Raw genomic sequence first — 23,813 nt, forward strand, 5'->3', positions numbered from 1 at the left:
GTGAGGGGCCTGACATGGGGTTCAGCGTGTCTAGGGTGGATGGGGACGACGTTGAGGGGGGTGGCGTGGTGGCCAAACGTACCCCGAGGCGGGCGGCCAAGCGTGCCCTGAAGCGGGTTCGGGCTGCGAAGCGGTTCGAGATCCCGTTCACCTCTGACAACGACGCGGCGGTGATCTACGCCCGGGAGTCGTACACAAAGGACGGTTCCACGGCGGAAGCGGTTCAGTCCTCCGCCTGATGACCCGAGCGTGCCAAACCAGCTTGCCAAGCCTGTGATCAACAGCCAGGCGAGTGCAGCCCGCGCACTGTTCGCGTTGTTTATGTCCAATGTGGACGCAGAGAACGACGCGGCTAACGACGAGTTGATAGCGCTCATGGATCAGCGCCGTTATCGCACAGTTGGCGATTCATGGAAATGCAGTATTCGTTGCTATGCAAGGGATCTGAGACTGTGAACGACAACCCGGACGCTGCCACATCGGTCCGCCAACACGTGGAGCAAGCGCACCGCAACATGACCTTGGCGCACTCGTCGCTCAACGCGGCCGTGAAGCTGGCAGCCGCGCACGCATCGGCGATGCCGTGGGGGGTGGGCGTGGAACTGTGGGATCTTCGCAACACCCTCGCTGAGGACCGGTCGCCGGGGAGCAGGCTCAAAGTGCTCCTCGATCGTATGCCCCCGGCAACTGGAGACCTGCGATGAGGGACAAGGGTGATTGCAGCGAGGGCGACGACCTTACGAACGACAGGCTATTGGTCGGCCCGTTGATCGAGCACGCGGCCTGCGAGGCGGAGCGAGGGGCGAACGAGGAAGAGCGCGCCTACTTGGCTTCGTCGTGGTCATGCTGCTCGCGGCCCTTGCTCCGGTTCTCCGGGTGGTGGGCGGGGTGCGCCCGGTGCGACAAGGTCAAGGCGGTGCAGCCAATGCGGTTGTGGGAGACGGAGCACCACGCCGAAACCGGCGATGAACGAGCGCAGGACGAACTGTCCGCTACGGGCCTAGAACCGTTGGGGGACAAGCAGACATGAGCAGCGAGCTTGACCCTAAGGCATACGCGAAGCTCACCCGACCGCAACGCATCATCAATGCCTTTTACGACTGTGGGCGCAAAGTGTTCGTGGTGGCCAAGGCGTTCGACCTCCCGCCCAAGATGGTCGTCACCGTGTTGACTACCAACGGTGTGCATGTGTGCGCCTGCCGATGCGAACACCACCCGGACAACGTCGCCGCCCCGCCCGCGCAGCGTTCAGAAAGGACGCTGGTCGGCATCCCGCGCGGGGTACAGCAATCCTCGCTGTCAGGGAGCGTGCGCCGGTTGGTAGCTGCAAGCATGGTGATCGCACTCGCGGACGGACACCCCCGCGACGTGATTGCGATGCGGGCGGGTCTCAGCCGCACCGACGTTGACGCACTCGTTGCCGAAGCCGCAGACAACGGCCTGCGCCCTTGCGCGTGCCGCTGTCTGAATGCGGCCCGGTACCCGCCCGCGCCGCGTGAGTATGTGAGCAGCGGCCCGGAGACGTCAACCAAGCGCGGCACGTGATCGAGCAACAACTACGCGACCGCGAAGCACGCCGAATCAGCTTCTAACGGAAAGCCCATACGGGCGCCCCCAAGGGATTCCCTGAGGGCGCCCGCATTTTTCTACTGGGACAACCACGGCAAGGGCTCCGCAGAGTTCACCGGCGTGACCGCCGCGCGGGGACGAGTTGGGTGCGATATGGCCCAGGCCCGGGAGGCAGGCAAAACAGTCCAGAACAAACTGCTGCGCGGAGGCCCGCCGGAGGACCCGCGCGCCTGCGCGCACCTGCTGGCCTTCGCCGGACACCTGCGTGAGGACAGCGGCGCGCTCCGTGCGTTGGTGTCGAGCACGCCATCGACCACGGAACCTTCACGACGTGATCACCCTGATAGCCGGTCGTACGGACCTGCGGAACTGACCACCTGCTACAGGTTTGGTTGTGCACACGGCGATCGTGTTCACCGCCTCATCCGCCACCGGACTCTGCCCCGGAATCACCGCTCCACCCGACACCCTTCAACACCGGCATATCGGACAGGGACTGATCACCTACGCCTTTGGTGGCATCCTCGGTCGGGTTGACCTCAATCAAGTCCGCACCCTACGAGTGAGTGTCCTCGTTCCCGAAGTACCGGCTGACCACCCGTTCCATATGCCCCCGCCGCATGTCCTCAGCCGAGAGGCTGCGCGTAGCTGGCGCGGATGCGGCGGGTGCTTGCATGTTGGACGGGGACACGGTTTCCGCCTCGTCCGTCGTCGACTCGGCCTCGGATGCCGACGACTCGATGATCGTCATACCGACGTTGTCCACGGGATCTTTCTTCTCTGCCATGCTCTGCCCTTCATCGCCGGTCACTGACTTTGGTCGCTTCCCGCGCGACGGTGACCGGCCAGCCATCCGCTGACGAGATGATCACCGAAACCCGAAGTATGCACGATCATCGGCAAAGCGCGCTTTATGACGCAGATGCTCGTCTGCACGACGTCGTGGCGGTCATCGCGCAGGCTGAGGGACAGGGGGGCTTTGTGTCCATCAGCGACGGTTGCTATGAGGTACTTGAGCGTCCTCAATGACTCATTCAGCTACCTCAACTCCCTGAAGGAGTCATTCAGGGAGTTGGACGCACCGAAGGCGGCGTTGATCGCTGAGAGTCAGAGGCGGCCGGAGATGCGGGTGGGGGTGACGCGGACGGTGGTGATGGTGGCGTCGCTGTGGTCGGCTTCGGGCGTGCGGCGGATGTGCTCGGCGTAGGAGGTGCCGATGTACTTCATCGTCAGCTCCTCGCGGAGCGCGTGCGTGCCCTCCCGGGAAACCGTTGCGGTGCCGTGGATCGACGCGTAGGTGTGCGGCGCGTCCGCCGGGCTCACGAGCACGTTGATCCGCGCGTCCCGTCGGAGGTTCAGCTCCTTGCGGCTGCCGACGGCGGTCATGAACAGCACGTCGTCACCGTCGCGCTTGAGCCACACCACCGCTTGGTGCGGCTCACCGCCGGGCTGGACGGTCCCGATCACGCCGAAGACCGGCGAGTCCAGCAGCGCCCGCAGCTTCATCACCGAAACGCCGCGCAGCACCGGCATCCCCAGCAGCTCGCGCGTCAGCGCGTCCAGCCGCCGTGCCGAGGTGGGGTCGGGAACGGTCTCGTAGGGCTGGTCCTGGATGAAGACGCTCAACGGGCTCTCCGGCGGCGAGTCCAGCAGCGCCACGAGCGGCCGGATCGCGTCCTCGACCGGCTTCGCCGACGAGCGGATCGCCTCGATCTGCGCGGCGACGGCCTCGTCGTAGGAGCCGGAGAAGCTCGTGTTCACCGTCCCCGGGTTCACCAGGACGTAGCGGATCTTCTCCGAGGGCGGGTTCAGCGCGAAGCCCTGGCCCAGCAGGTCGTTGAGCACGCCGCTGTGGAACATGGCCGCGATGCCGTCGTAGCCCGACTCCATGCCGAGGTCGTCCCAGCGCACGCGCTCGGGGTTCGGGCCGGGCCCCGCCACGTTGAGGATCACCGGGTCGTCGGCGGCGTGCAGCAGCTCGGTCAGCTCGTAGCTGAGCAGGAAGCGGCTCAGGTAGTAGAGCGCGAAGTTGTGCTCGAAACCCTCGGCCGTGACCTGGCGCTCCGACTGGAGGTGCCGTGCGCACAGCACCACACCGTCGATCTTGGTGTAGCGGGAGCGCAGCTCGGCGATGGCCGCCCTCGTTTCGCTGACCAGGCTGAGGTCGGCACGGACGAAGTGCGCGCCCTCGGGAGCTTTCGCCTGGTCGCGGCCGATGACGACCACCTCGTGACCACGCTTGAGGTAGGCGCGGGCCAGCGCCTTGCCGATGCCGTCGGTGCCACCGGTGATCACGTAGATTGAACCCATGAGTTCAATCTACTGTTCAGTCGAGTAAATTCGCTACGCCGTCGCGGCCAGGACGAAGGGCAGCACCTCCTGCGCTCCGGCCCGGCGGAGCATCCGGGCGGCGACGGTGAGGGTCCAGCCGGTGTCCGCGCGGTCGTCGATCAGCAGCACAGGCCCGTTCGCTCCCGCCAGGTTCTGCTCCAGCTCGGGGGACAGGCTCAGCGAGGTGGTCAGCCCGGCCAGCCGCTGCGCGCTGTTCACCGCAGACGGGGCCGTGCCGTCGGAGAGCACGCGGCCCAGGAACGGCAGCCTGCCGATGGTGGCGATGCGCGTGGCGAAGCTCGCGACCAGGCGCGGGTGCTTCTGCGAGTCGATCGCGACGACGCCGACCGGGCGCCGCTCCCAACCCCAGCCGGCCAGGACCTGAACGCACGCCTGGAAGAGCTCGTCGGTGATCTCGGCGTCCTTGGCGTCGGGCGCGAACAGCGGGCGGAGCCGGTTGCCCCAGCCGATGTCCGTCAGCCTGCCCAGCGCGCGCCCCACCGACGCGGCTTCCGCCGCCGGGATGCGACCGCTGAGGTCGACGCCGAGCGCGCTCATCCCGCTCGGCCACTGCTTGCGCGTGCTCAGGTCGATGCCGGGGCGCAGCAGCCGCTGCTCGACCTCGGCGACGGCCTCGCCCGGCACCTCCGTGGACAGCCGCTCTCCGGTGCAGTTGTCGCAGCGCCCGCACGGAGCCGCGTGCGGATCGTCGAGCTGGCGCAACAGGAACTCCATGCGGCAGCCCGTGGTGGCGAGGTAGTCCACCATCGCCTGCTGCTCCGCCTGGCGCGCCTTCGCCACCCGCGCGTAGCGGTCGGCGTCGTAGGTCCACTCCTCGCCGGTCGAGGTCCAGCCGCCGCGCACGCGGTGCACCGCGCCGTCCACGTCGAGCACCTTCAGCACCGCTTCGAGGCGGCTGCGGCTCAGCTCCACGCGCGGTTCCAGTGCGGCGGTGGACATCGCGCCGTCCGCTTCGGCGAGCACGGACAGCAGGCGCCGCACGACGTGCTCCGACGGGAAGGCCAACGAGTCGAAGTAGGCCCAGATGTCCCGATCCTCCGGGCCCGGCAGCAGCAGCACCTCCGCGCGCTGCACGCCACGGCCCGCACGGCCGATCTGCTGGTAGTACGCGATCGGCGAGGACGGAGCGCCCAGGTGCACGACGAACCCGAGGTCGGGCTTGTCGAAGCCCATGCCCAGCGCCGAGGTCGCCACGAGCGCCTTCACCTTGTTGGCGAGCAGGTCCTCCTCGGCCTGCTGGCGCTCCGAGGTCTCGGTCTTGCCGGAGTACGAGGCGACCTCGAAACCACGGTCGCGCAGGAAGGACGCGACGTCGTCGGCCGCCGCGACGGTGAGCGTGTAGATGATCCCGGAGCCCGGCAGCTCATTGAGCTTGTTCGCCAGCCACGCCAAGCGCGCCTGCGCGGTGGGCAGCCGGACCGCGCTCAGCCGCAGGCTCTCCCGGTCCAGCTGTCCGCGCAGCACCAACGCCTCGCGCTCGCCCAGCTCCAGCTGCTCGGCCACATCGCGCACCACGCGGTCGTTCGCCGTCGCGGTCGTCGCGAGGACCGGGATCTCCGCAGGCAGCTCGGCGATGAGCGTGCGCAGGCGGCGGTAGTCCGGCCGGAAGTCGTGGCCCCAGTCGGAGATGCAGTGCGCCTCGTCCACCACGATCAGCCCGGCGTCGGCGGACAGCTCCGGCAGCACGTTGTCGCGGAAGTCGGGGTTGTTGAGCCGTTCCGGGCTGACCAGCAGCACGTCGAGCTCGCCCATGGCGACCTGCTCCTGGACGTTCTCCCACTCCTCCTGGTTGGCGGAGTTGATCGTCGCCGCGCGCACGCCCGCGCGTTCGGCCGCGACGACCTGGTTGCGCATCAGCGCGAGCAGTGGCGAGACGATGACCGTCGGCCCCTCGCCCAGCTCGCGCAGCAGCGCCGTCGCGATGAAGTACACGGCCGACTTGCCCCACCCGGTGCGCTGCACGACCAGTGCGCGGGAGCGGTCGACGACCAGTGCGCGGATCGCGGTCCACTGGTCCTCGCGCAGCTTCGCGTGCTCGCCCGCGAGGGAGCGGAGCTTCTCCTCGGCCAGTTCGCGCAGTCCCTGTTCTTCCACGTCGCCCAGGGTGCCCCATGGGACCGACAGTCCGGCGTCCGGGCTGTGGGATAACCGGATCGGGTGGGCCCGCGAGCGGACTACTCTGGGACCGTGACGACCGCTGTTGAGCCCCCTGTGTCCACTGTGGACGAAGATCTCCGCGCTCAGGTGCACGACGCCGCCCGCCGTGCCCGCGTCGCGGCGTCGGACCTGGCGCTGGCCACCCGCCAGGTCAAGGACGCGGCGCTGCACGCCATCGCCGACGCGCTGGTCCGCAGGGCTCCGGAGGTGCTGGCGGCCAACGCCGAGGACGTGCGCCGGGGCCGCGAGTCCGGGCTGGCCGAGTCGATGATCGACCGGCTGTCGCTGACCGAGGCGCGGATCGCCGCGATCGCCGAGGCGCAGCGCACGGTCGCCGGTCTGCCCGACCCGGTCGGCGAGGTGCTGCGCGGCGGCATCCTGCCCAACGGCTTGGAGACGCGTCAGGTCCGCGTGCCCATGGGCGTGGTGGGCATGGTCTACGAGGGGCGTCCGAACGTGACCGTCGACGCGGCCGGACTGACCTTGAAGGCGGGCAATGCCGTGCTGCTGCGCGGTTCCTCCTCTGCGGAGAGCTCGAACACCGCGCTCGTCGCCGTGCTCCGCGACGCCGTTGCCGAAGCCGGTCTGCCCGCCGACTCGGTGCAGCTGTTGCCGTGCCACGACCGCGCGTCCGTGCGGCACCTGATCACCGCGCGCGGTCTGGTGGACCTCGTCATCCCGCGCGGTGGTGCAGGGCTGATCAACGCCGTGGTCCAGGGCGCGACCGTGCCGACGGTGGAGACCGGTGTCGGCAACTGCCACGTCTACGTGGACTCCGCGGCTGACCTGGACATGGCCGTGCGCATCGTGCTCAACTCCAAGGCGCGTCGCCCCAGCGTGTGCAACGCCGCTGAGAACCTGTTGGTGCACAAGGACATCGCCGAGCGCTTCGTGCCCGAGGTGGCCCGTGAGCTGAGCGCGGCCGGTGTCACGCTGCACGCCGACTCGCGGTTCGCGGCGCTGGCGGGGACCGCGACCGTGCCCGCGCAGGACGAGGACTGGGACACCGAGTACCTGTCGTTGGACATCGCCGCGAAGGTCGTGGACTCCCTCGCTGACGCGGTCTCTCACATCGCCGAGCACGGATCCGGGCACACCGAGGCGATCGTGACCGCCGACGTGCGCGCGGCGCGCGAGTTCACCGCGAGGGTGGACGCGGCCGCTGTCATGGTCAACGCGGCCACGTCCTTCACCGACGGCGGCGAGTTCGGCATGGGCGCGGAGATCGGCATCTCCACGCAGAAGCTGCACGCGCGCGGGCCGATGGCGCTGCCCGAGCTGACCTCCACCAAATGGGTGGTGTGGGGAGACGGGCACGTCCGCCCTTCTTCCTGAGGGCGTTTCCCGCAGAATGTCCCGATGTCGCAGAACCCACCGCCGCGCCGCCGGGACTCGCAGGCCACCCGTGCCGCGCTGCTGAAGGCGGCCGGTGAGCTTTTCGCCGAGCGCGGCTACGACCGCACCACGGTGCGCGACATCGCCGCGCGCGCCGGAGCCAACCAGGCCCTGCTGTTCCGGTACTTCGGCACCAAGGAAGACCTGTTCAACGCGGTCGTGGCGCACCGGGGGATGGACCTGCTGCACTCCGGGCCGGTCGAGCAGCTGCCGCGCCGCATCCTGGAGATCTTCCTCGCCGAGCCGCCCGAGGGCGGTGACCACCCGATCCAGGCGATGCTGCGCTCGGCCGTGCTCGGCGCGGAGTCGATGGCGCTGCGCAAGGAGATGGGCCGCGCGTACGTGAGGTCGCTCTCCGAGCTGACCGAGGGGCCGGAGGCAGAGCTGCGCGCCGAGCTGGTGCTGGCCTGGCTGGTCGGCATCGGGTTCTGCCGATCGGTGCTGGGATCTGACGTTCTGCGAGCGGCTGACGCCGATCGGGTGGAAGCCGAGGTGCAACGCGGGATCTCCGCGCTGCTGGATCTTGACGCGCCTGTGACCCCCTCGTAGCTTGGAAAGTAAGCGACTGCTTACATCTCTTGGCGAAGGGAGATCACGGTGACCGCCGTCGATCCCACCACCTCGGCGCCGTCGTACCCGTTCAGCCTGCCGAGGGCACTCGACCTCGACCCCGCCTACGAGCGCCTGCGCCGCGAAGAGCCGATCACGCGCGTGCGCATGCCCTTCGGGGAAGGCACGGCTTGGCTGGTCACGCGGTACGCCGACGCGCGGGTCGTGCTCGGGGACCCCCGGTTCAGCATGGCCGCCGGGACCACGCCGGAGACTCCGCGCAGCACGCCGTTGCCCTTGGACCCCGAAGGCATCCTCGGCATGGACGCGCCCGAGCACACGCGTCTGCGGCGCCTGGTGGCCAAGGCGTTCACCGCGCGACGGGTCGAGCAGATGCGCCCCCGGCTCCGCGAGGTCGTGGACGCCGCGCTCACCGAGATGGAGCAGCAGGGCGCGCCCGCCGACCTGGTGCACCACCTGGCACTGCCGCTCCCGGTGACGGTCATCTGCGACATGCTCGGTGTGCCGTACGAGGACCGGCACCTGTTCCGCGCGTTCTCCGACGCGGCGCTGTCGACCACGAAGTACACGCCGGAGCAGATCCAGGACGCACGCGACAACTTCCTCGCTTATATGGGTGGCCTGGTCGCACAGCGTCGTGCTCAGCCCACGGACGACCTGCTCGGCGCGTTGGTGCTCGCCAGGGACAACGACGACCGTCTCTCCGAGATGGAGCTGGTGCGCCTGGGCATCGGTCTGCTCGTCGCGGGCCACGAGACCACGGCCAACCAGCTGACGAACTTCACCTACCTGTTGCTCAGCGACCGGTCGCAGTACGCGTCGCTCGTCGCGGACCCGTCACTGATCCCTGCCGCCGTGGAGGAGCTTCTGCGCTTCACCCCGCTCGGAGCTTCCGGTGGCTTCGTGCGCGTCGCGATGGAGGACGTGGAGCTGGCCGGGGTGACCGTGCGCAAGGGCGAGTGCGTGTTCGCTCAGCTCGCTTCGGCCAACCGGGACGACGCGGTCTTCGAGACTCCAGATCTGCTCGACTTCGCGCGGCAGCAGAACCCGCACATGGCGTTCGGGCACGGTGTGCACCACTGCCTCGGCGCACAGCTCGCGCGACTGGAACTTCAGGTGGCGCTTGAAGGCATGACCGCGCGCTTCCCGAACCTGCGCTTCGCCGTGCCGGCCGAGGAGTTGCCGTGGCGTACAGGGATGCTCGTCCGGGGCCTTGAAGCGCTCCCGGTGAGCTGGTGACGGTAGGAATGTGCCATGAGTGATAGTTGGTTGGTCACTGTCGACCAGAACTGCATCGGCTCCGGAATGTGCGCCGGCGCGGCCCCGGACCACTTCGAGCTGATGGACGGCTACGCGCGCGCCATCAAGGACGAGGTCGACCCGGACGAGGCCGTCATCGACGCCGCCGAGTCGTGCCCCGTGGAGGCGATCCTGGTCAAGCACGCCGCCTCCGGCGAGGTGGTGGCCCCCACCGACTGAGCGCCGCACTCCGGCGTAAGCCCTGAACGGGTCGTTTGGTGCGTTGAACGCACTGAACGACCCGTTCAGTGCGTTCAACGCGTCAAAATAGGCGTTGATCTTGGGCCTCGAACGGGTGACCGTGCTCATCACCGCCGCCGTGGGGCGCCCCGTAGGCTTTCCTGCCATGGCCAAGCGCCGAATCGGAGTAATGGGCGGCACGTTCGACCCGGTGCACAACGGGCACCTCGTCGCCGCGAGCGAAGTGCAGGTGCGCTTCGAGCTCGACGAGGTCATCTTCGTGCCGACGGGCAACCCGTGGCAGAAGTGCCACAGCGCGGTCAGCCCGGCCGAGGACCGCTACCTGATGACCGTCGTCGCCACGGCGTCGAACCCCCGGTTCTCGGTGAGCAGGGTCGACATCGACCGCACCGGCACCACCTACACCATCGACACGCTCGGTGACCTGCGCACGCAGTACCCTGATGACGAACTGTTCTTCATCACGGGGGCGGACGCGCTGGAACAGATCCTGTCCTGGCACCGCGCCGACGAGCTGTTCCGGCTGGCGCACTTCATCGGGGTGACGCGGCCGGGCTACCGCCTCGTCGACGACCACCTGCCCCCGGGCGCGGTCAGCCTGGTGGAGGTGCCCGCCATGGCGATCTCCTCCACGAACTGCCGCGACCGGGTCCGCGACGGGCTCCCGGTCTGGTACCTCGTGCCCGACGGTGTGGTGCAGTACATCAGCAAACGCGAGCTCTACACCGCGCCCGAACGGGCGTAGGAAAGGAACTACTCAGGTGGCAGCCACCGACCAGGCACGCGACCTCGCGCTGGTCGCCGCGCAAGCAGCGGCTGACAAGAAGGCGCACGACGTCGTCGTGCTCGACGTGTCCGACCAGTTGGTGATCACCGACTGCTTCGTGATCGCCTCCGCGCCCAACGAGCGCCAGGTCGACGCGATCGTGGAGAACGTCGAGGACCGGATGCGCGAGGCCGGCAGCAAGCCGGTCCGTCGCGAAGGCGCGCGCGAGGGCCGTTGGGTCCTGCTCGACTTCGTCGACGTCGTGGTGCACGTGCAGCACGCGGAGGAGCGCACCTTCTACGCGCTGGAGAAGCTCTGGAAGGACTGCCCGCGCATCGCCTTCGAGGACGGTCCGGCCGCCGAGGAATCCGCCGAGTGACCCTTCAGCGGCTCGTGCTGTGGCGGCACGGCGAGACCGGCCACAACGCCACCGGGCGGATCCAGGGCCACCTGGACGCGCTGCTCAACGACGCGGGCTTCGCGCAGGCGCGCGCGGCCGCCCCGGTGGTCGCGCGCTTCGAGCCCGGCATCGCGCTCAGCTCCGACCTGCGCAGGGCCATGGACACCGCCGCGGAGTTCACCAAGGCGACCGGGCGCGAGGTGCGCATCGACAAGCGGCTGCGCGAGACCCACGTCGGTGAGTGGCAGGGCCTGTCCCACACCGAGGTCGAGCAGGGCTGGCCGGGCGCGCTCCTGCAGTGGCGCAAGGACCCCGAGTGGGCTCCGCCCGGTGGCGAGAGCCGGGTCGAGGTCGCGGCGCGCGCCGCGGAGGTGGTCTCCGAGCTGGACGCCGACCACGACGGGACCGCGCTGCTGTGCGCGCACGGCGGGCTGATCACCGGCCTGACCGCGTCGCTGATCGGCCTGCCCGTCGCGTGCTGGCCCTCCGTCGGCGGGCTGAGCAACTGCCACTGGGCGGTGCTGGCGCGACGCGGGGACAGCCTGGACTGGCGGCTCGTCGCGTACAACGCCGGTGTGACCGGCTGAGCGGTGCGGCTGCTGGCGCTGGCTGATTCGCTGGCCTTCCACGGTCCGCGCGAGGCGATGCCCGCCGATGATCCCCGGCTCTGGCCGAACGCGGCCGCGCGCCTGCTCGGCGGGTCGTCGGAGATCGTCGCGGGTTTCGGCTGGACCGCGCGCGACGCGTGGTGGGCGATCACGCGCGACCCGCGCGTGTGGGCGCTGATGCCGGAGATCGACGCGCTCGTGCTCGGCGTCGGCAGCATGGACACGTTGCCGTCGCCGCTGCCCACCTACCTCCGCGAAGGGCTGCGCTACCTGCGGCCGGAGGGGCTGCGGCGGCGGGCCCGCGAGACCTACCTCGCCGCGCAACCGCACCTCGCGCGCTTGCTCGGCGGGCGCCCGGTGGCGCTCCCGCCCCGGCTCAGCGTCGCCTACCTGGACAAGTGCCTTCACGGAGTGCGCTCGCTGCGCCCCGACCTGTCCGTGATCGCCGTGCTGCCGTCGGTGCACCGCTCGGCGGCCTACGGCTACGTCCACACCGGCAGGGCGCCCGCTGCCTCGGCGATCACGGCTTGGGCGTCCACTGTGGACGTTCCTTTGCTCGACCTCGCGGCCCTCGTGCGGGCGGACGTGGCGGCCGGGCGCGGCAATCCCGACGGCGTGCACTGGGGCTGGGCGACCCACGCGGCGGTCGGCGCGGCGTTGGCGGAGGAGCTCCGACGCGCCACGTAGGCTGCTCGCTCGTGGCCGTAGCCGTCGTGACCGACTCCACCGCGTACCTGCCTGAGGGCTTCGCGGACCGGCGCGGCATCTCCGTGGTCCCGCTGCACGTCACCGTGGACGACAGCACCGGTCTGGACGGTGTCGACATCACCCCGGCCAGCCTCGCCACGGCCCTGTCCGAGCGCCGTGCCGTCAGCACCTCCAGGCCCTCCCCTGAAGACGTTGCCGAGGTCTACCGGCGTGTGCTCGACAACGGCGCCGACTCAATCGTTTCCGTGCACCTGTCGCGCGAGCTGTCGGGCACGTGGGACGCGGCCCGGATCGCCGCTGAGCAGGTCGGCGGAGTGCGCGTGGTCGACTCCCGCTCCACCGCGATGGGACTGGGTTTCGCGGTGCTCGCGGCCGTGAAGGCTGCCAGCTCCGGCGCGTCCGGCGCCGACGTCGAGGCCGCCGCTGTCCGCACGGCGGCGCGCACGCGCACGTTCTTTTGCCTGGAGACGTTGGAGCACCTGCGTCGTGGCGGTCGCATCGGTCCCGCCGCCGCGCTCCTGGGCACAGCCCTCGCGGTGCGCCCGCTGCTGCACGTGCAGGACGGGCGCATCGTGCCGTTGGAGAAGGTGCGTACGACCAGCCGCGCGATGGCCAGGCTCGTCGACCTCGCGGCGGAGGCTGCGGGTGATGGGCCCGCAGGCGTTGCGGTGCACCACCTCTGCGCTCCGCAACGCGCTGCCGAGCTGGCGAGCAAGCTCGACGAGCGCATCGGTGACGGCGAGGGCTGCCTCATCTCCGAGGTGGGCGCTGTGATCGGAGCGCACACCGGACTGGGCGTGCTCGGCGTCGTCGTCCTCCCCGGCGGCCTCGCCTGAGCCCTCTGTCGATCATCGTCAACCGCCGCAAACCCGGCGCCTCATGAGGGTTTGCTGTTGTTGAAGACCGCCGAACCCGACGACCTGCGTGACGTGGCGGCCCAGCTCCCGGTTCCGCGTTGTGGCAACTCGTCGTGATGTGAGAGCGCTCCTTCGCGCAAGTCGTTGCCATAAAGCGAATTCGGGTGCGCTGGCCGAGCCCTAGCACGAACCCCTGACACACCAACGAAAACCGGGACCAGCAACGCCCGACTGGTCCACATCGCCGCTACTTGTCCACAGCCAGCCACATTCACCCGCCACCACCCCCACCACCTCCCTAACGTCGAAACGGTGACGAACCCCCACCTCGACCACCCAGCGGGCACGGCCAGGGTCAGGCAGGAGATCCTGGCGAAGAAGCGCCTGGCAGCCCTGTCCGGTCCGGCACCGCAGGACCCCGACCCACCGGCGGGACCAGTGGAGATCCACATCGGCCCCGCGCCCCGCATCGCCCTGCTCGACCGCCTGGTGCCGGAGTGGCTGCGCCGCGCGAGGCTGAACCCCGGCCGCTCCGGAGCGCTCGCGCTGGTGGCGGTCGCCGCCTTCGCCGCCCTCGTGGCCGTCCTGCTGTGGCCGGGCGGCGTCGCGGCCGAACCGGCGCCCGTGGTCTCGCCTCCCGTTGCGCCACAACAGAAAACGGCCCAGCTCGTGGTGAGCGTGGTGGGCCGGGTCGGCAAGCCCGGCCTGGTGTCGCTGCCGGAGGGCGCGCGGATAGCCGATGCCGTGCAGGCGGCCGGTGGAGTGTTGCCCGACGCAGACCCCGCGACGGTCAACTTCGCGAGGAAAATCAGCGACGGTGAGCAGATCGTCGTCGGCCTGCCCGCGCCGTCGGGGGAGTCCGGCCCGTCGGAGAGCGCGAAGATCAGCCTCAACACCGCGACCGTCCACCAGCTCGACGGTCTGCCGGGCGTGGGGCAGGTGACAGCGCAGCGGATCGTGCAGTGGCGCACCAGGCACGGGCGGTTCGCGTCCGTGGACCAGCTCCGCGAGGTGGACGGCATCGGAACTTCGCGTCTGGCGAAGCTCCGTGAGCTGGTGACGCTGTGATCCCGGCACAGCTGGACATCCGGCTCGTACCCGCCGCGGTCGCGGTCTGGGCGGTGGCACTGGTCGGGCTGCACCTCGGCTGGCTCGCCACGGTGCTGTGCGGCGTGCTGGCGGCAGCCTTCGCGTTCCTCGCGGTGTGGCGGGGAACGGGTGCGTGGGCCAACGGACTGCTCGCGGCGAGCGTCCTCGCGGGCGCGGCTGCGGTGGTCGTCACCAGCCACGCCCTGCCCGCCGCCACGCACCCGCTGCGCGAGCTCGCGAGCAAGGGTGCGACCGCGACGATCAGGGCGACGTTGTCCGAAGACCCAAGACCGTTGCGCACCAAGGGATACGCCGGTCGGCCCGCTGGTGCGGACCAGGTGGCGGTCCGCGCTCGGTTGAGCGATGAGCCGGGTGGTTCGGTGTTGCTGCTGGCTCCGGCGGTCGCGTGGTCGGCGTTGTTGCCGGAGCAGGAGGTCACGGCGACCGGAGCGCTGATCATGCCGCGCGGCGGGGACTTCACGGTGGCGGTGTTGCGGGTCCGGGGACCACCGATCGCTGTCGGCCCCGCGCCGAGCTGGCAGACCGCCGCTGATGGCGTGCGCGCCGGGCTCCGCGACGCCGCGAAGGTGCTTTCCCCGGAGCTCGCGGGGCTGCTTCCGGCATTGGTGGTCGGTGACACCGCTGGACTGTCTCCGCGCGTGGTGGAGGAGTTCCGGTTGTCCGGACTGGCCCACCTGTTGGCCGTGAGCGGGGCGAACCTGGCGATCGTGTGCGGCGCTGTCCTGCTGCTGTTCCGGTTGCTGACGGCAGGGCCACGATTGTCGGGCTTGGCGGCGGTGCTGGCTCTGGTCGGCTTCGTGGTGCTCGCGCGGCCCGAGCCCAGCGTGCTGCGCGCGGCGGTGATGGGCGGAGTGACGCTGCTGGCGTTGGTGTTGGGGCGCAAGGGTTCCGCGATTCCCGCGCTCGCCGGAGCCGTGATCGTGTTGCTGCTGTTCGATCCTGGACTGGCCAACACCGCGGGTTTCGCGTTGTCGGTGCTGGCGACCGCGGCACTGGTGATCCTCGCGCCGAGGTGGGCCGCGGCACTGCGCGATCGCGGAGTGCCGGTGGGGCTCGCCGAGGCCATCGCGGTTCCGGCGGCGGCACAGCTCGCCACGGCTCCGTTGATCGCGGCGCTGTCCGGAGAGATCAGCCTGGTGGCGATTCCGGCCAATCTGCTCGCGGCTCCCGTTGTGGCGCCTGCGACGGTGTTCGGTGTGCTCGCTGCGCTGGTCTCGACGGTGCACGAGGGCGCTGCGGAGCTTCTGGTCCACCTGGCGGGGCCCGAGGTGTGGTGGCTGATCACCGTGGGCAGACGTGCCGCCGCGGTGCCGGACAGCGGTGTTCCGTGGCCTTCCGGTGTGCTTGGTGGACTGCTGCTCGCCGCGCTGCTCGTTGTGGTCGTGTTGCTGCTGCGGAGCCGCCGGTTCCGGATCGTGTTGGTGCTCGGCGTGGTTGTGCTGGTGTTGACCGCGGTTCCGGTGAAGCTGCTCAAGCCGCAGTGGCCCGCTGACGGCTGGGCGGCGGTGGCGTGTGACGTCGGGCAGGGCGACGCCGTGGTGCTGGCGGTCGCTGAGCCCGGGCGCGCGGTCCTGGTCGACACCGGGCCAGAACCGTTGGCGGTCAACGCTTGTCTGGATCGGCTGGGCGTTGATCGCGTTCCTGTGGTGGTGCTGAGCCACCTGCACGCCGACCACATCGGCGGGCTCGCGGCGGTGCTCGCGGAGAGATCTGTGGGAGCGGTCGCGGTCGGGCCACTGAGAGAGCCCGCTTGGGCGATGAAGGAGGTGCGTGACACCGTTGCGGCGGCGGGAGTTCCGTTGATCGAACTGAGTCGCGGTCAGCGGCTGGAGTGGCCCGGGTTGGCGCTGGAGGTGCTGGCACCGCTGAGGTCTCCGGCACCGCGGACTTCGGAGACACCCTTGCCGGGGACCGTGGTCAACGACGCCTCACTGGTGCTGCGGGCGCACACACCAGCGGGGCGGATGTTGCTGACCGGAGACATCGAACTGGCCACGCAAGCCGAGCTGCTGGCGTCCACAGTGGACGTCAGCGCGGACGTGCTCAAGGTGCCGCACCACGGGTCCCGCTACAGCCTGCCCCGGTTCCTGGGCGCGGTGCGGCCCCGAGTCGCGTTGATCTGCGTGGGCGCGGGCAACGACTACGGCCACCCGAGCCCACTGGTCCTGCACTCGCTCGCCGGAGTGCGCGTCCTGCGCACCGACCTGGACGGTGACGTCGCCGTTCTGGCCACCCGCGATGGTCTGGCGACCGCACGGAGAGGAGAACCACGGCCACCGCCCAGGCGGTGAGCGCTTGCCAGTGACGCTTTGCCGGTGACGCTTTGTCTGTGACCTGTCAGAGGCCGTGACCTGTCAGAGGCCGAGTGCTTCGCGGACGGCGGCGCTCGACGGCGGCACGGTGGCGCGCGGGCCGATCTTGTCCTCCACCGCGTCGAGGGTCTTCAGGCCGTCGCCGGTGATCAGCAGGACGGTCTCGGCGTCCGGGTCGAGCTGGCCGGACTCGATGAGCTTCTTCGCCGTCGCGACGGTCACGCCGCCCGCGGTCTCGGCGAAGATGCCCTCGGTGCGGGCCAGCAGGCGGATCGCGTCGACGACCTCCTCGTCGCTGACGTGCTCCACCGAACCTCCGGTGCGGCGCACGGTGTCCAGCACGTAGGGACCGTCGGCGGGAGCACCGATCGCCAGTGAGCGGGCGATCGTGTCCGGCTTCACCGGCTGGATCACGTCGTGGCCCGCCTGGAACGCGGCGGCGACGGGGGAGCAGCCGGTGGCCTGGGCGCCGAAGACCCGGTACGGGGTCGGCTCCACCAGGTCCAGCTCACCCAGCTCGCGGAAGGCCTTGTCCACCTTGGTCAACTGCGAACCGGAGGCGACCGGCACGACGATCTGCTGCGGCAGGCGCCAGCCGAGCTGCTCGGCGACCTCGTAGCCGAGGGTCTTGGAGCCCTCCGCGTAGTACGGGCGGACGTTGACGTTGACGAACGCCCAGTCCTCGTGGTCGGCGGCCAGCTCGGTGGCCAGCCGGTTCACGTCGTCGTAGTTGCCGTCGACGGCGATCAGCGCACCGTCGTACACGGCGGTGGTGAGCACCTTCGCGCGCTCGAGAGAGGAGGGGATCAGCACGACCGACTCCCAGCCCGCCCGCGCCGCTGCCGCGGCGACGGCGTTGGCCAGGTTGCCGGTGGAGGGGCAGGCCAGCACGGTGAACCCGAGCTGGCGCGCGGCGGCGAGCGCCACCGCGACCACGCGGTCCTTGAAGGAGTGCGTGGGGTTGCCGGTGTCGTCCTTCACCCACAGCTTGCGCACGCCGAGCGCGGCGGCCAGGCGGTCGGCCTTGACCAGCCGGGTCAGGCCCGGATCGGTGTTGGGGTGCTCCTGGACGTCCGAGGGCACCGGAAGGAGGTTGCGGTAGCGCCAGATGGAGCGGGGCCCCGCCTCGATCTCCGCGCGGGTGATCTTGCCGAAGTCGTAGCCGACCTCAAGGGGGCCGAAACACTCCGCACACGCGAACTCCGCGGCGAGCGGCACCTCGTTGCCGCATTCGCGGCACACCAGGGCGCGGGCCGGGCCGAGGTCGAACTGGTGGGCGCTGCGGCGCGCCTCGATGGTCGTCATCGCGAGGTCTCTCCTCATCTTTCCCGCTCGTGCGGGCCGGATTTGGCACCGTGATCGCCGGTGGCCTCGCGGAGATCCCGCGTGGTCTGGCGTCGGTTGCCGGGGTGTCGTAGGGCCGATCCCTCTACCCCTCTGGATGAGCTGTTCAGTTGTGGTGGTGCTGTGCGGAGGCGCGCCCTTCGGCGGCCGTCCGGTGGTCACGCTACGGCAACGTCCCACGGGAGAGCCACCGTTGCCCATGATGCGGGACGTGCGCGGCGGCCGCGCCGTCCGACCCTCGTGCGAGGATGGCGCGGTGAGTGCTCCCGCCGCAGCGCCAGCCCCGTTGCACCTGGTCATCGGAGAGGAAGAGCTCCTCGTCGAGCGGTCCGTGCGGGCCACGCTGGACGCCGCGAGGCAGGCCGATCCGGAGGCCGAGCTGCGCCGGGTCCGGGTGACCGATCTCACCCCTCCCGAACTGGTCGAGCTGCTCAGCCCCTCGCTGTTCGCGGAGGGCAGGGTGATCGTGCTGGAGGCGGCCCAGGACGCGGGCAAGGAGATCGCCGAGGCGGTGCTCTCCTACATCCGCGACCCCGCCGAGGGCGTGACCCTGGTCCTCACGCACACGGGGGGCGGGCGCGGCAAGCTCGCCAAGGAGCTGCCCGCCGCGTTGCGCAAGGCGGGGGCGGCGGTCGCGGAGTGCGCGAAGCTGACCAAGGCCAGTGACCGGGAATCCTTTGTGCGCAACGAGGTTCGGCGCGCGGGTGGCAAGATCGACGGGCCCGCGCTCGCGGCGCTGATGGAGACGGTCGGCAACGATCTGCGCGAGTTGGCGGCCGCGGCCTCGCAGCTCGTCGCGGACACCGGCGGCAAGGTCGACGAGCAGGCGGTGCGCCGTTACCACCGCGGCCGTGCCGAGATGACCGGCTTCGCGGTGGCGGAGAAGGCCGTTACCGGCGACCGCACCGCCGCGCTGGAATCGCTGCGCTGGGCGTTGCAGCTGGGCGTTCCGCACGTGCTGCTCGCCGACGCGCTGGCCGACGCGGTGCGCACCATCGCCAGGGTGGCCGGAGTGGGGCGGGCGGACCCGTTCCAGCTCGCGGGTCAGCTCGGCATGCCGCCGTGGAAGGTCAAGAAGGCGCTCGGCCAGGCGCAGGGCTGGTCCCCGGAGGGCCTCGTCGAGGCGATGGGACTCGTCGCCACCCTCAACGCGGAAGTGAAGGGCATGGCCGCCAGCGCGGACTACGCGGTGGAGCGCGCCGTGCTCAAAGTGGCCGCCGCGCGCAACCGCCGCTGAAGCGGGACGTACAGGACGCAACGGACACATCCGGCGAGCGGTCGCGGGGGTTCCTCCGCCAGCGGCACGCCGAGGAACCCCCGCTTGCTCCGCCCTGCCGGGAAAATCCCAGCTCAGAAGCGGAAGATCGAGCCCGTCGCCGCCAGTGCGAGGCAGCTGTTGGCGTAGGCGGCCCGGTGGCTGACCGGCCGTCCACGCCAGAAACCGCTCGCGCTCACAGTGCGAGGTGCATATTCCTTCGTGCACTGTGGATGTGGACCGACATTCAATCGGGTGAAGTTTCCGTCGACCTCCGCCAGCTGAGGGCAGGCCGCGGCGGCGAACGGGTGGTTACCGCCCGTGGGGTCGCATCGCAGGGTCACCCTCCTGGCGGGGGTTCCCCGGTGCTCGTCGACCACGGACAGTGCGAGAACTGAGGGAGCGTTCATGTCGGTTCCGGCAACTGCCGGGGGCGGGGTGAGGCAGAGCATGACCGCGCCCGCGGTCAGGAGCGAGCCGGGCAAACGGTTGCGGAGCATTGCAAACCCTTTCCGTGATCTGAAGATTTTTCTTCGGAATTCATGTCAATACAGCCTACGAGTGACGACTTTGACGGTTGCGTGAACTGCGCGTGACTGAATATGTGATTGTCGCGGCAACAACCTTGTCGAGCTCGGCTCGGTGAGAACTCGTCAGAATCGGAATAAGGGTCCGGTTTTTGCGATCAGCACACATCTGTTCGGGAAAGTGATCTGTTCGCGAACCCGGCGGCCGAACCACGTTCCGGTTGCCGTGGTGGTCACCGGGGCGTAGATCAGCGGGCAGCTGGCGCCGGGGTCGAGGTGCAGCGCGGCGACGCTCCCGCCGGTCCGCGCCAGCGCCGCGCAGCTGGCCACGGGCGCGGGGTGGCCGCCACCGTCCGGCGAGCAGGTCAGCGGGACCCGCCTCGCCGAGGGCGCGGGAGCCTCGCCGGGCGTGCTGGTGAGCACGAGCGCGGCGGCGGGCGGCGCGGGTGGGAGGATCGCTCCCGCCGGTGTCGCCAGCGCCGCGAGCAGCGCGGTCACCGCGATCGGAACGAACCTGAGCGGTCGGTTCCAGGACATGGACTTCCCTTTCCTCGAAATATGTTCGGATATATCTCGGGTCACCTGTGGGTGTCCCACTCCGAATACGCGGGCGGCTTCCGGTCGCGCTCAGTGAGCGTCCTCACAGACGGGGGAAGCAGGGGGCGATCCCTCCAATGGCGGTATGCGCCCTGCTGTCCGAGGGAACCATGTTTTCCTGCGCAACGAAGCCTTGCCAAAGTACCGTTCTTACGGTGGTATCTAAGGCGGTCGAGGGGGCTTCGGGTTGCGCCTCGTGAAGACCTTGGTGCTTCGAAGGGAATTGGCCGGATAACTCGTTCAGACGTGCTTGTCGGTCCCGCCGATAATTCCTGTCGATGCTAGGAGTCGTGTTGTTGACCAATCAGGAGGCCGGACCGCTGCTCGACGGCTGCGCCCGGTCGCGGAGCGAGGAGTTCTGGCGGGAATGCGTCGACCTGCGTCCCGCGCTGATCAGGATCGCGGTCAGGGCGGGCGCCGGTGAGGCGGCGGAGGACCTGGTGCACGAGGCCTTCATCAGGGCCATGGAGTTCCCCGCCCTGGACCCGCAACGGGTGATGCCCTTTCTGGTGGCCGTCGTGAAGCGGTTGTGCGTCGACGAGGCCCGCAGGAGCACCACCGCGCGGCAGGTCGCCACGCACGCCAGGCTGCTACCGTTGGACGTGACAGATCCGGCCGAGTCGATCAGCGATCAGGCCGAGGCGGAGTGGCTCGTCGCGCACTGCGGCAAGCTCAGTCGGCGCGAACGTTATGTCCTGCTCTGGCTTTCCCACGGTCTCCCGCACGACGAGATCTCACGAAGGCTGGGCACGACACGACGCGCGACCGAGTGCATCGCCAGCCGCGCGCGCTGCCGGGTCCGTCAGTGGATGGCTCGCCGTTCGCCCGTCAACAGGGTGTTCGGCTGCTGAAAGGGCCTAGGTACGGGGAGCAGGGCCCCGTACCTAGGCCCTTTTCCTTGCCAGGGCCGGAAAACCGCCAGGGCCGCAACTCCGCCGGGCGGGAACCGCCGGCACAGACGAAGAACGCCGCCCCGCTGGTCGCGGGGCGGCGTTCTCGTGTCCGTGGGACCCGATCGGGATGCGATCAGATCTTGTTGGCGCGCAGGGCCATCGCCGACTTCTTGTTGGCGGCCTGGTTCGCGTGGATGACGCCCTTGCTGGCGGCCTTGTCCAGCTTCTTGCTGGCCTCGGCGAGCAGCACGGCGGCCTTGTCCTTGTCCCCGGCCTCGGCGGCCTCGCGGAACTTGCGGATGGCCGTCTTGAGGGCCGACTTCACGGACTTGTTCCGCAGGCGCGCCTTCTCGTTGGTCTTGATGCGCTTGACCTGCGACTTGATGTTGGCCATGACTGGACCCTCTTCCGTTCGAGTGGGGTGGTGCACCGCGCCTGATCGGCACTCGCCCGAACTCGGCGAGCTCTCCTCCACGACGGAACGCCGCGCGGCACAACGCCCGGAATCGTAACAACCGGGCGCCGTGCCTCCCACAACGACCCGGTCAGCGCACCGTGAACGGGGCGCGGCCGTCCTCCACGAGCACCTCGTAGGCGGTCCTCGGAACCTCTCTTCGGCCGGCTCCGTCGACATCGCCGCTGTTCAGGGCGAGCTGGTCGACGGAGAACTCCACTTCGACGGCCCGCTGCGCGCCCGCGGCCAGCTCCACGCGCGCCCAGCCGACCAGCCGCTTGTCAGGGACCTGGAGCAGCGCCACGGGCTGGTGCACGTAGACGGGAACGACCGCCGTGCCCGTGCGCGAGCCGGTGTTGCGCACGGTGAAGCCGACCTTGACCTTGGCATCCGCGACCTTGGCATCCGCCCGGACCGTCGAGGGCACGCTCGGCGCCCCGACCGCGAAGCTCGTGTACGACAGGCCGTGGCCGAACGCGTAGGCCGGGTCGTACTTCGAGCTCTCGCCGCCGTTGGTGCCGGGCAGCTGGTCGTAGGACATCGGCTGGTCACCGATGCGCTTCGGCCACGACACCGGGAGCTTGCCGCTGGGGTTGGCCGTGCCGAACAACACATCCGCGACGGCGGTGCCGCCTTCGGTGCCGGGCAGCCACCCCGCGAGCAGCGCGTCCGCGTCAGCGACCGAACCGAGCACCTGCGGGCGGCCGGTGAGCAGGACGACGGTCACCGGCTTGCCCGTCGCGCGCACGGCGTCGACCAAGCGCTGCTGAGCCGCGGTGAGCGCGGGTTCCTCGGTGTCGGCAGGACCCTCCGCGCCGGGTTTCTCGCCGAGCACCACGACGACGGCCTTGGCGTCCTTGGCCTGCGCGACCGCGTCGGCCTGGTCGGGGGCGTGCGTGACGGTGGCCCCGGGGGCCGCCGCGCGGATGCCCTCCAGCACGGTGACCGCCTTCGGAACCGGCCCCTGCTCGGGGACGCCCTGCCAGTCGACGGTCCAGCCGCCGAGCTGCCGCCGCACGTCGTCGGCGGTGTCGCCGGTGACGACGATCTTGCCGTCCTTGGCCAGCGGCAGGGTGGACTTCTCGTTGCGCAGCAACACCATCGACTCGGTCGCGGCCTTGCGGGCGAGGTCGAGGCCGACGCCGTTGACGCGCTCGTCGGCGACGGCGGGGTCCACGTAGGGCCGTTCGAACAGGCCGAGTTCGAACTTCAGCCGCAGGACGCGCCGCACGGCCTCGTCGACGCGGCGCTCGCTGACCCGCCCGTCGCGAACGACCTGGCGCAGCCCTGAGGTGAACTCCCCGGCGGCGGAGGGCTCCATCGCCATGTCCACACCCGCGTTCACCGCCATCGCGATCGCCGAGGGGTAGTCGGCGGCGGCCTTGTGCTTGGTGACCAGCGAACGGATGTCCTGCCAGTCGGTGATCGCCACGCCGGTGAAGCCGAGGCGGTTCCGCAGCTGCTCGGTGAGCATGTAGCGCGAAGCGTGCACCGGAACGCCGTTGATCGAGCCGGAGTTGATCATGACTGTGCGCACGCCCGCGCGGAACTGCGCGGTGAACGGCGGCAGCACCTGGTCCTGGAGCGTGCGCACCGGGAGGAAGGCGGGCGCGCGGTCGTGGCCGCCCTTGGGCTCGGAGTACCCGGCGAAGTGCTTGGCCGTCGCGGCGAGCCGGGCGGTCTTGCCGTCATCGGCCTGCATGCCCCGAACCGCTGACGCCGCAAGGGTTCCGGCCAGGTGCGGGTCCTCGCTGTAGGTCTCGTAGTAGCGGCCCCACCGGGTGTCCCTGGCGATGTCGGAGACCGGCGCGAAGTTCCAGAACACGCCCGTCGCGCGCATCGCCTGCCCGGTCGCGGCGCCCGCGCGCTCGATCAGCTCGGGGTTCCAGGTCGCGCCGAGACCGATCTGGTGCGGGAACATCGTCGCGGTCACCACGTTGCTGTGCCCGTGCACGCCGTCGGCGCCGTAGAGCACGGGGATCTTGAGCCGGTTGGTGCCCAGCGCGTACTTCTGGATGGCGTTGGTCATCTCCGCCCACGCCTTGGGGCTGGGGTCCGGTGCGGGAACGTCGCCGCCGCCGGAGAGGATCGAGCCGACCTTGGCGTCCACGAGCACCGGCTTCATGCAGTCCTCGCGCAGCGGTCCCGGAACCGCGTCGCAGTCGCCCCTGAGCTTGCCGACCCGGATCTGGGTCATCTGGCCGATCTTCTCCTCCAGCGTCATCAGGCCGAGCAGGGCGTGCACCCTGGCCTCCAGGGGCAGTGCGGCGTTGAGGTGGTCCGCCGGTAGCGCCGCCGTGGTGAGCGGCAGGGTGAGCGCGGCCGTGACGGCCAGCGCCGCTGTTCTTCGAGCGGTGAGCACGTGCTCCTCCAACGAGAGGGTGTGCGGCAGCAGCCCCCTCACCTTCGGCGGTGAGCTTGGTCACCAGTAGCTGCGTT

At 70.0% G+C, this 23,813-nt stretch carries 23 protein-coding genes and 1 riboswitch; of the genes, 15 read left to right on the forward strand and 8 right to left on the reverse strand.

The annotated features are described in order from the left end of the window. The first annotated feature begins 68 nt into the window (after nt 1-68). On the forward strand, nt 69-239 hold the full coding sequence (locus ABD798_RS22850) for a hypothetical protein (protein WP_344878069.1): 171 nt from the start codon (nt 69-71) through the stop codon (nt 237-239). Nucleotides 240-1,026: 787 nt separating this feature from the next. Further along, nucleotides 1,027-1,545 carry a hypothetical protein gene (locus ABD798_RS22855; RefSeq protein WP_344878071.1) on the forward strand — a complete coding sequence of 173 codons (519 nt, stop codon included), beginning with the start codon at nt 1,027-1,029 and terminating at the stop codon, nt 1,543-1,545. A 580-nt stretch (nt 1,546-2,125) separates the two neighbouring features. On the opposite strand, the gene ABD798_RS22860 is transcribed toward ABD798_RS22855, so the two are convergent. The 3 genes from ABD798_RS22860 to ABD798_RS22870 all read right to left on the reverse strand — a co-directional run bounded on the left by ABD798_RS22860 (nt 2,126) and on the right by ABD798_RS22870 (nt 6,015). Next, nucleotides 2,126-2,356 (reverse strand): hypothetical protein, encoded by a 231-nt coding sequence (locus ABD798_RS22860; RefSeq protein WP_344878073.1) that lies wholly within the window; start codon nt 2,354-2,356, stop codon nt 2,126-2,128. A gap of 320 nt (nt 2,357-2,676) precedes the next feature. Further along, nucleotides 2,677-3,879, reverse strand: a complete 1,203-nt coding sequence (locus tag ABD798_RS22865) for a TIGR03618 family F420-dependent PPOX class oxidoreductase (protein ID WP_344878075.1) — start codon at nt 3,877-3,879, stop codon at nt 2,677-2,679. A 33-nt stretch (nt 3,880-3,912) separates the two neighbouring features. After that, entirely contained in the window at nt 3,913-6,015 is a 2,103-nt protein-coding gene (locus ABD798_RS22870; RefSeq protein ID WP_344878077.1) for a RecQ family ATP-dependent DNA helicase, read from the reverse strand. Between the two features lie 93 nt (nt 6,016-6,108). Between ABD798_RS22870 and ABD798_RS22875 the strand changes: the two genes are divergently transcribed. From ABD798_RS22875 to ABD798_RS22925, 11 genes are all read left to right on the forward strand, one after another. Further along, nucleotides 6,109-7,413, forward strand: coding sequence for a glutamate-5-semialdehyde dehydrogenase (locus ABD798_RS22875; protein ID WP_344878079.1), 1,305 nt, complete (start codon nt 6,109-6,111; stop codon nt 7,411-7,413). Nucleotides 7,414-7,437: 24 nt separating this feature from the next. Next, on the forward strand, nt 7,438-8,022 hold the full coding sequence (locus tag ABD798_RS22880) for a TetR/AcrR family transcriptional regulator (protein ID WP_344878081.1): 585 nt from the start codon (nt 7,438-7,440) through the stop codon (nt 8,020-8,022). 48 nt (nt 8,023-8,070) lie between these two features. Further along, nucleotides 8,071-9,282 carry a cytochrome P450 gene (locus ABD798_RS22885; RefSeq protein ID WP_344878083.1) on the forward strand — a complete coding sequence of 404 codons (1,212 nt, stop codon included), beginning with the start codon at nt 8,071-8,073 and terminating at the stop codon, nt 9,280-9,282. 15 nt (nt 9,283-9,297) lie between these two features. Further along, nucleotides 9,298-9,522, forward strand: a complete 225-nt coding sequence (locus tag ABD798_RS22890; RefSeq protein ID WP_344878085.1) for a ferredoxin — start codon at nt 9,298-9,300, stop codon at nt 9,520-9,522. Between the two features lie 166 nt (nt 9,523-9,688). Further along, nucleotides 9,689-10,288, forward strand: coding sequence for a nicotinate-nucleotide adenylyltransferase (gene nadD, locus ABD798_RS22895; RefSeq protein WP_344878086.1), 600 nt, complete (start codon nt 9,689-9,691; stop codon nt 10,286-10,288). Nucleotides 10,289-10,304: 16 nt separating this feature from the next. Next, nucleotides 10,305-10,688, forward strand: a complete 384-nt coding sequence (gene rsfS, locus ABD798_RS22900) for a ribosome silencing factor (RefSeq protein WP_344878088.1) — start codon at nt 10,305-10,307, stop codon at nt 10,686-10,688. Continuing rightward, nucleotides 10,685-11,296 (forward strand): histidine phosphatase family protein, encoded by a 612-nt coding sequence (locus tag ABD798_RS22905; RefSeq protein ID WP_344878090.1) that lies wholly within the window; start codon nt 10,685-10,687, stop codon nt 11,294-11,296. The genes rsfS and ABD798_RS22905 overlap by 4 nt, the downstream gene beginning before the upstream one ends. Nucleotides 11,297-11,299: 3 nt before the next feature. Beyond that, nucleotides 11,300-12,004: a diglucosylglycerate octanoyltransferase gene (gene octT, locus ABD798_RS22910; RefSeq protein ID WP_344878092.1), complete on the forward strand. Its 705-nt coding sequence runs from the start codon at nt 11,300-11,302 to the stop codon at nt 12,002-12,004. Between the two features lie 11 nt (nt 12,005-12,015). Next, nucleotides 12,016-12,861 carry a DegV family protein gene (locus ABD798_RS22915; protein ID WP_344878094.1) on the forward strand — a complete coding sequence of 282 codons (846 nt, stop codon included), beginning with the start codon at nt 12,016-12,018 and terminating at the stop codon, nt 12,859-12,861. A 333-nt stretch (nt 12,862-13,194) separates the two neighbouring features. After that, nucleotides 13,195-13,950 carry a ComEA family DNA-binding protein gene (locus ABD798_RS22920; RefSeq protein ID WP_344878096.1) on the forward strand — a complete coding sequence of 252 codons (756 nt, stop codon included), beginning with the start codon at nt 13,195-13,197 and terminating at the stop codon, nt 13,948-13,950. Then, the gene (locus ABD798_RS22925; RefSeq protein WP_344878099.1) at nt 13,947-16,283 is read left to right on the forward strand and encodes a DNA internalization-related competence protein ComEC/Rec2; all 2,337 of its coding nucleotides are present in this window, start codon (nt 13,947-13,949) and stop codon (nt 16,281-16,283) included. Before ABD798_RS22920 ends, ABD798_RS22925 begins: the two co-directional genes overlap by 4 nt. A gap of 63 nt (nt 16,284-16,346) precedes the next feature. Here the strand turns inward: ABD798_RS22925 and thrC are convergent, their stop codons facing one another. Continuing rightward, nucleotides 16,347-17,609, reverse strand: coding sequence for a threonine synthase (thrC, locus tag ABD798_RS22930; RefSeq protein WP_344878101.1), 1,263 nt, complete (start codon nt 17,607-17,609; stop codon nt 16,347-16,349). 11 nt (nt 17,610-17,620) lie between these two features. Beyond that, nucleotides 17,621-17,752: riboswitch (SAM riboswitch) on the reverse strand. A 152-nt stretch (nt 17,753-17,904) separates the two neighbouring features. Here thrC and holA point away from each other — a divergent pair. After that, nucleotides 17,905-18,885 carry a DNA polymerase III subunit delta gene (holA, locus tag ABD798_RS22935; protein ID WP_344878103.1) on the forward strand — a complete coding sequence of 327 codons (981 nt, stop codon included), beginning with the start codon at nt 17,905-17,907 and terminating at the stop codon, nt 18,883-18,885. 113 nt (nt 18,886-18,998) lie between these two features. Here holA and ABD798_RS22940 read toward each other — a convergent pair whose 3' ends face one another. Together ABD798_RS22940 and ABD798_RS22945 are read right to left on the reverse strand one after the other, a co-directional pair. Next, nucleotides 18,999-19,403: an SSI family serine proteinase inhibitor gene (locus ABD798_RS22940; protein WP_344878105.1), complete on the reverse strand. Its 405-nt coding sequence runs from the start codon at nt 19,401-19,403 to the stop codon at nt 18,999-19,001. 153 nt (nt 19,404-19,556) lie between these two features. Beyond that, complete coding sequence (locus ABD798_RS22945; RefSeq protein WP_344878107.1) at nt 19,557-19,967, reverse strand: SSI family serine proteinase inhibitor; 411 nt, start codon at nt 19,965-19,967, stop codon at nt 19,557-19,559. Between the two features lie 350 nt (nt 19,968-20,317). On the opposite strand from ABD798_RS22945, the gene ABD798_RS22950 reads away from it, so the two are divergent. Further along, complete coding sequence (locus ABD798_RS22950) at nt 20,318-20,878, forward strand: RNA polymerase sigma factor (RefSeq protein ID WP_344878109.1); 561 nt, start codon at nt 20,318-20,320, stop codon at nt 20,876-20,878. Between the two features lie 175 nt (nt 20,879-21,053). On the opposite strand, the gene rpsT is transcribed toward ABD798_RS22950, so the two are convergent. Both rpsT and ABD798_RS22960 read right to left on the reverse strand, forming a co-directional pair. Beyond that, nucleotides 21,054-21,314 (reverse strand): 30S ribosomal protein S20, encoded by a 261-nt coding sequence (gene rpsT / locus ABD798_RS22955; RefSeq protein WP_344878111.1) that lies wholly within the window; start codon nt 21,312-21,314, stop codon nt 21,054-21,056. A 151-nt stretch (nt 21,315-21,465) separates the two neighbouring features. Continuing rightward, entirely contained in the window at nt 21,466-23,778 is a 2,313-nt protein-coding gene (locus ABD798_RS22960) for a glycoside hydrolase family 3 N-terminal domain-containing protein (RefSeq protein WP_344878113.1), read from the reverse strand. Nucleotides 23,779-23,813: the final 35 nt, after the last annotated feature.

It is taken from the genome of Allokutzneria multivorans (assembly GCF_039537405.1).
GTDB classification, from domain to species: Bacteria; Actinomycetota; Actinomycetes; order Mycobacteriales; family Pseudonocardiaceae; genus Allokutzneria; species Allokutzneria multivorans.

What these genes read in the sequence shown, in the direction of transcription:
- ABD798_RS22890 (WP_344878085.1), top strand. Translation starts at nt 9,298, where the DNA reads ATGAGTGATAGTTGGTTGGTCACTGTCGACCAGAACTGCATCGGCTCC.
- ABD798_RS22855 (WP_344878071.1), top strand. Translation starts at nt 1,027, where the DNA reads ATGAGCAGCGAGCTTGACCCTAAGGCATACGCGAAGCTCACCCGACCG.
- ABD798_RS22940 (WP_344878105.1), bottom strand. Translation starts at nt 19,403, where the DNA reads ATGCTCCGCAACCGTTTGCCCGGCTCGCTCCTGACCGCGGGCGCGGTC.
- ABD798_RS22860 (WP_344878073.1), bottom strand. Translation starts at nt 2,356, where the DNA reads ATGGCAGAGAAGAAAGATCCCGTGGACAACGTCGGTATGACGATCATC.
- thrC (WP_344878101.1), bottom strand. Translation starts at nt 17,609, where the DNA reads ATGACGACCATCGAGGCGCGCCGCAGCGCCCACCAGTTCGACCTCGGC.
- nadD (WP_344878086.1), top strand. Translation starts at nt 9,689, where the DNA reads ATGGCCAAGCGCCGAATCGGAGTAATGGGCGGCACGTTCGACCCGGTG.
- ABD798_RS22945 (WP_344878107.1), bottom strand. Translation starts at nt 19,967, where the DNA reads ATGTCCTGGAACCGACCGCTCAGGTTCGTTCCGATCGCGGTGACCGCG.
- rpsT (WP_344878111.1), bottom strand. Translation starts at nt 21,314, where the DNA reads ATGGCCAACATCAAGTCGCAGGTCAAGCGCATCAAGACCAACGAGAAG.
- ABD798_RS22880 (WP_344878081.1), top strand. Translation starts at nt 7,438, where the DNA reads ATGTCGCAGAACCCACCGCCGCGCCGCCGGGACTCGCAGGCCACCCGT.
- ABD798_RS22865 (WP_344878075.1), bottom strand. Translation starts at nt 3,879, where the DNA reads ATGGGTTCAATCTACGTGATCACCGGTGGCACCGACGGCATCGGCAAG.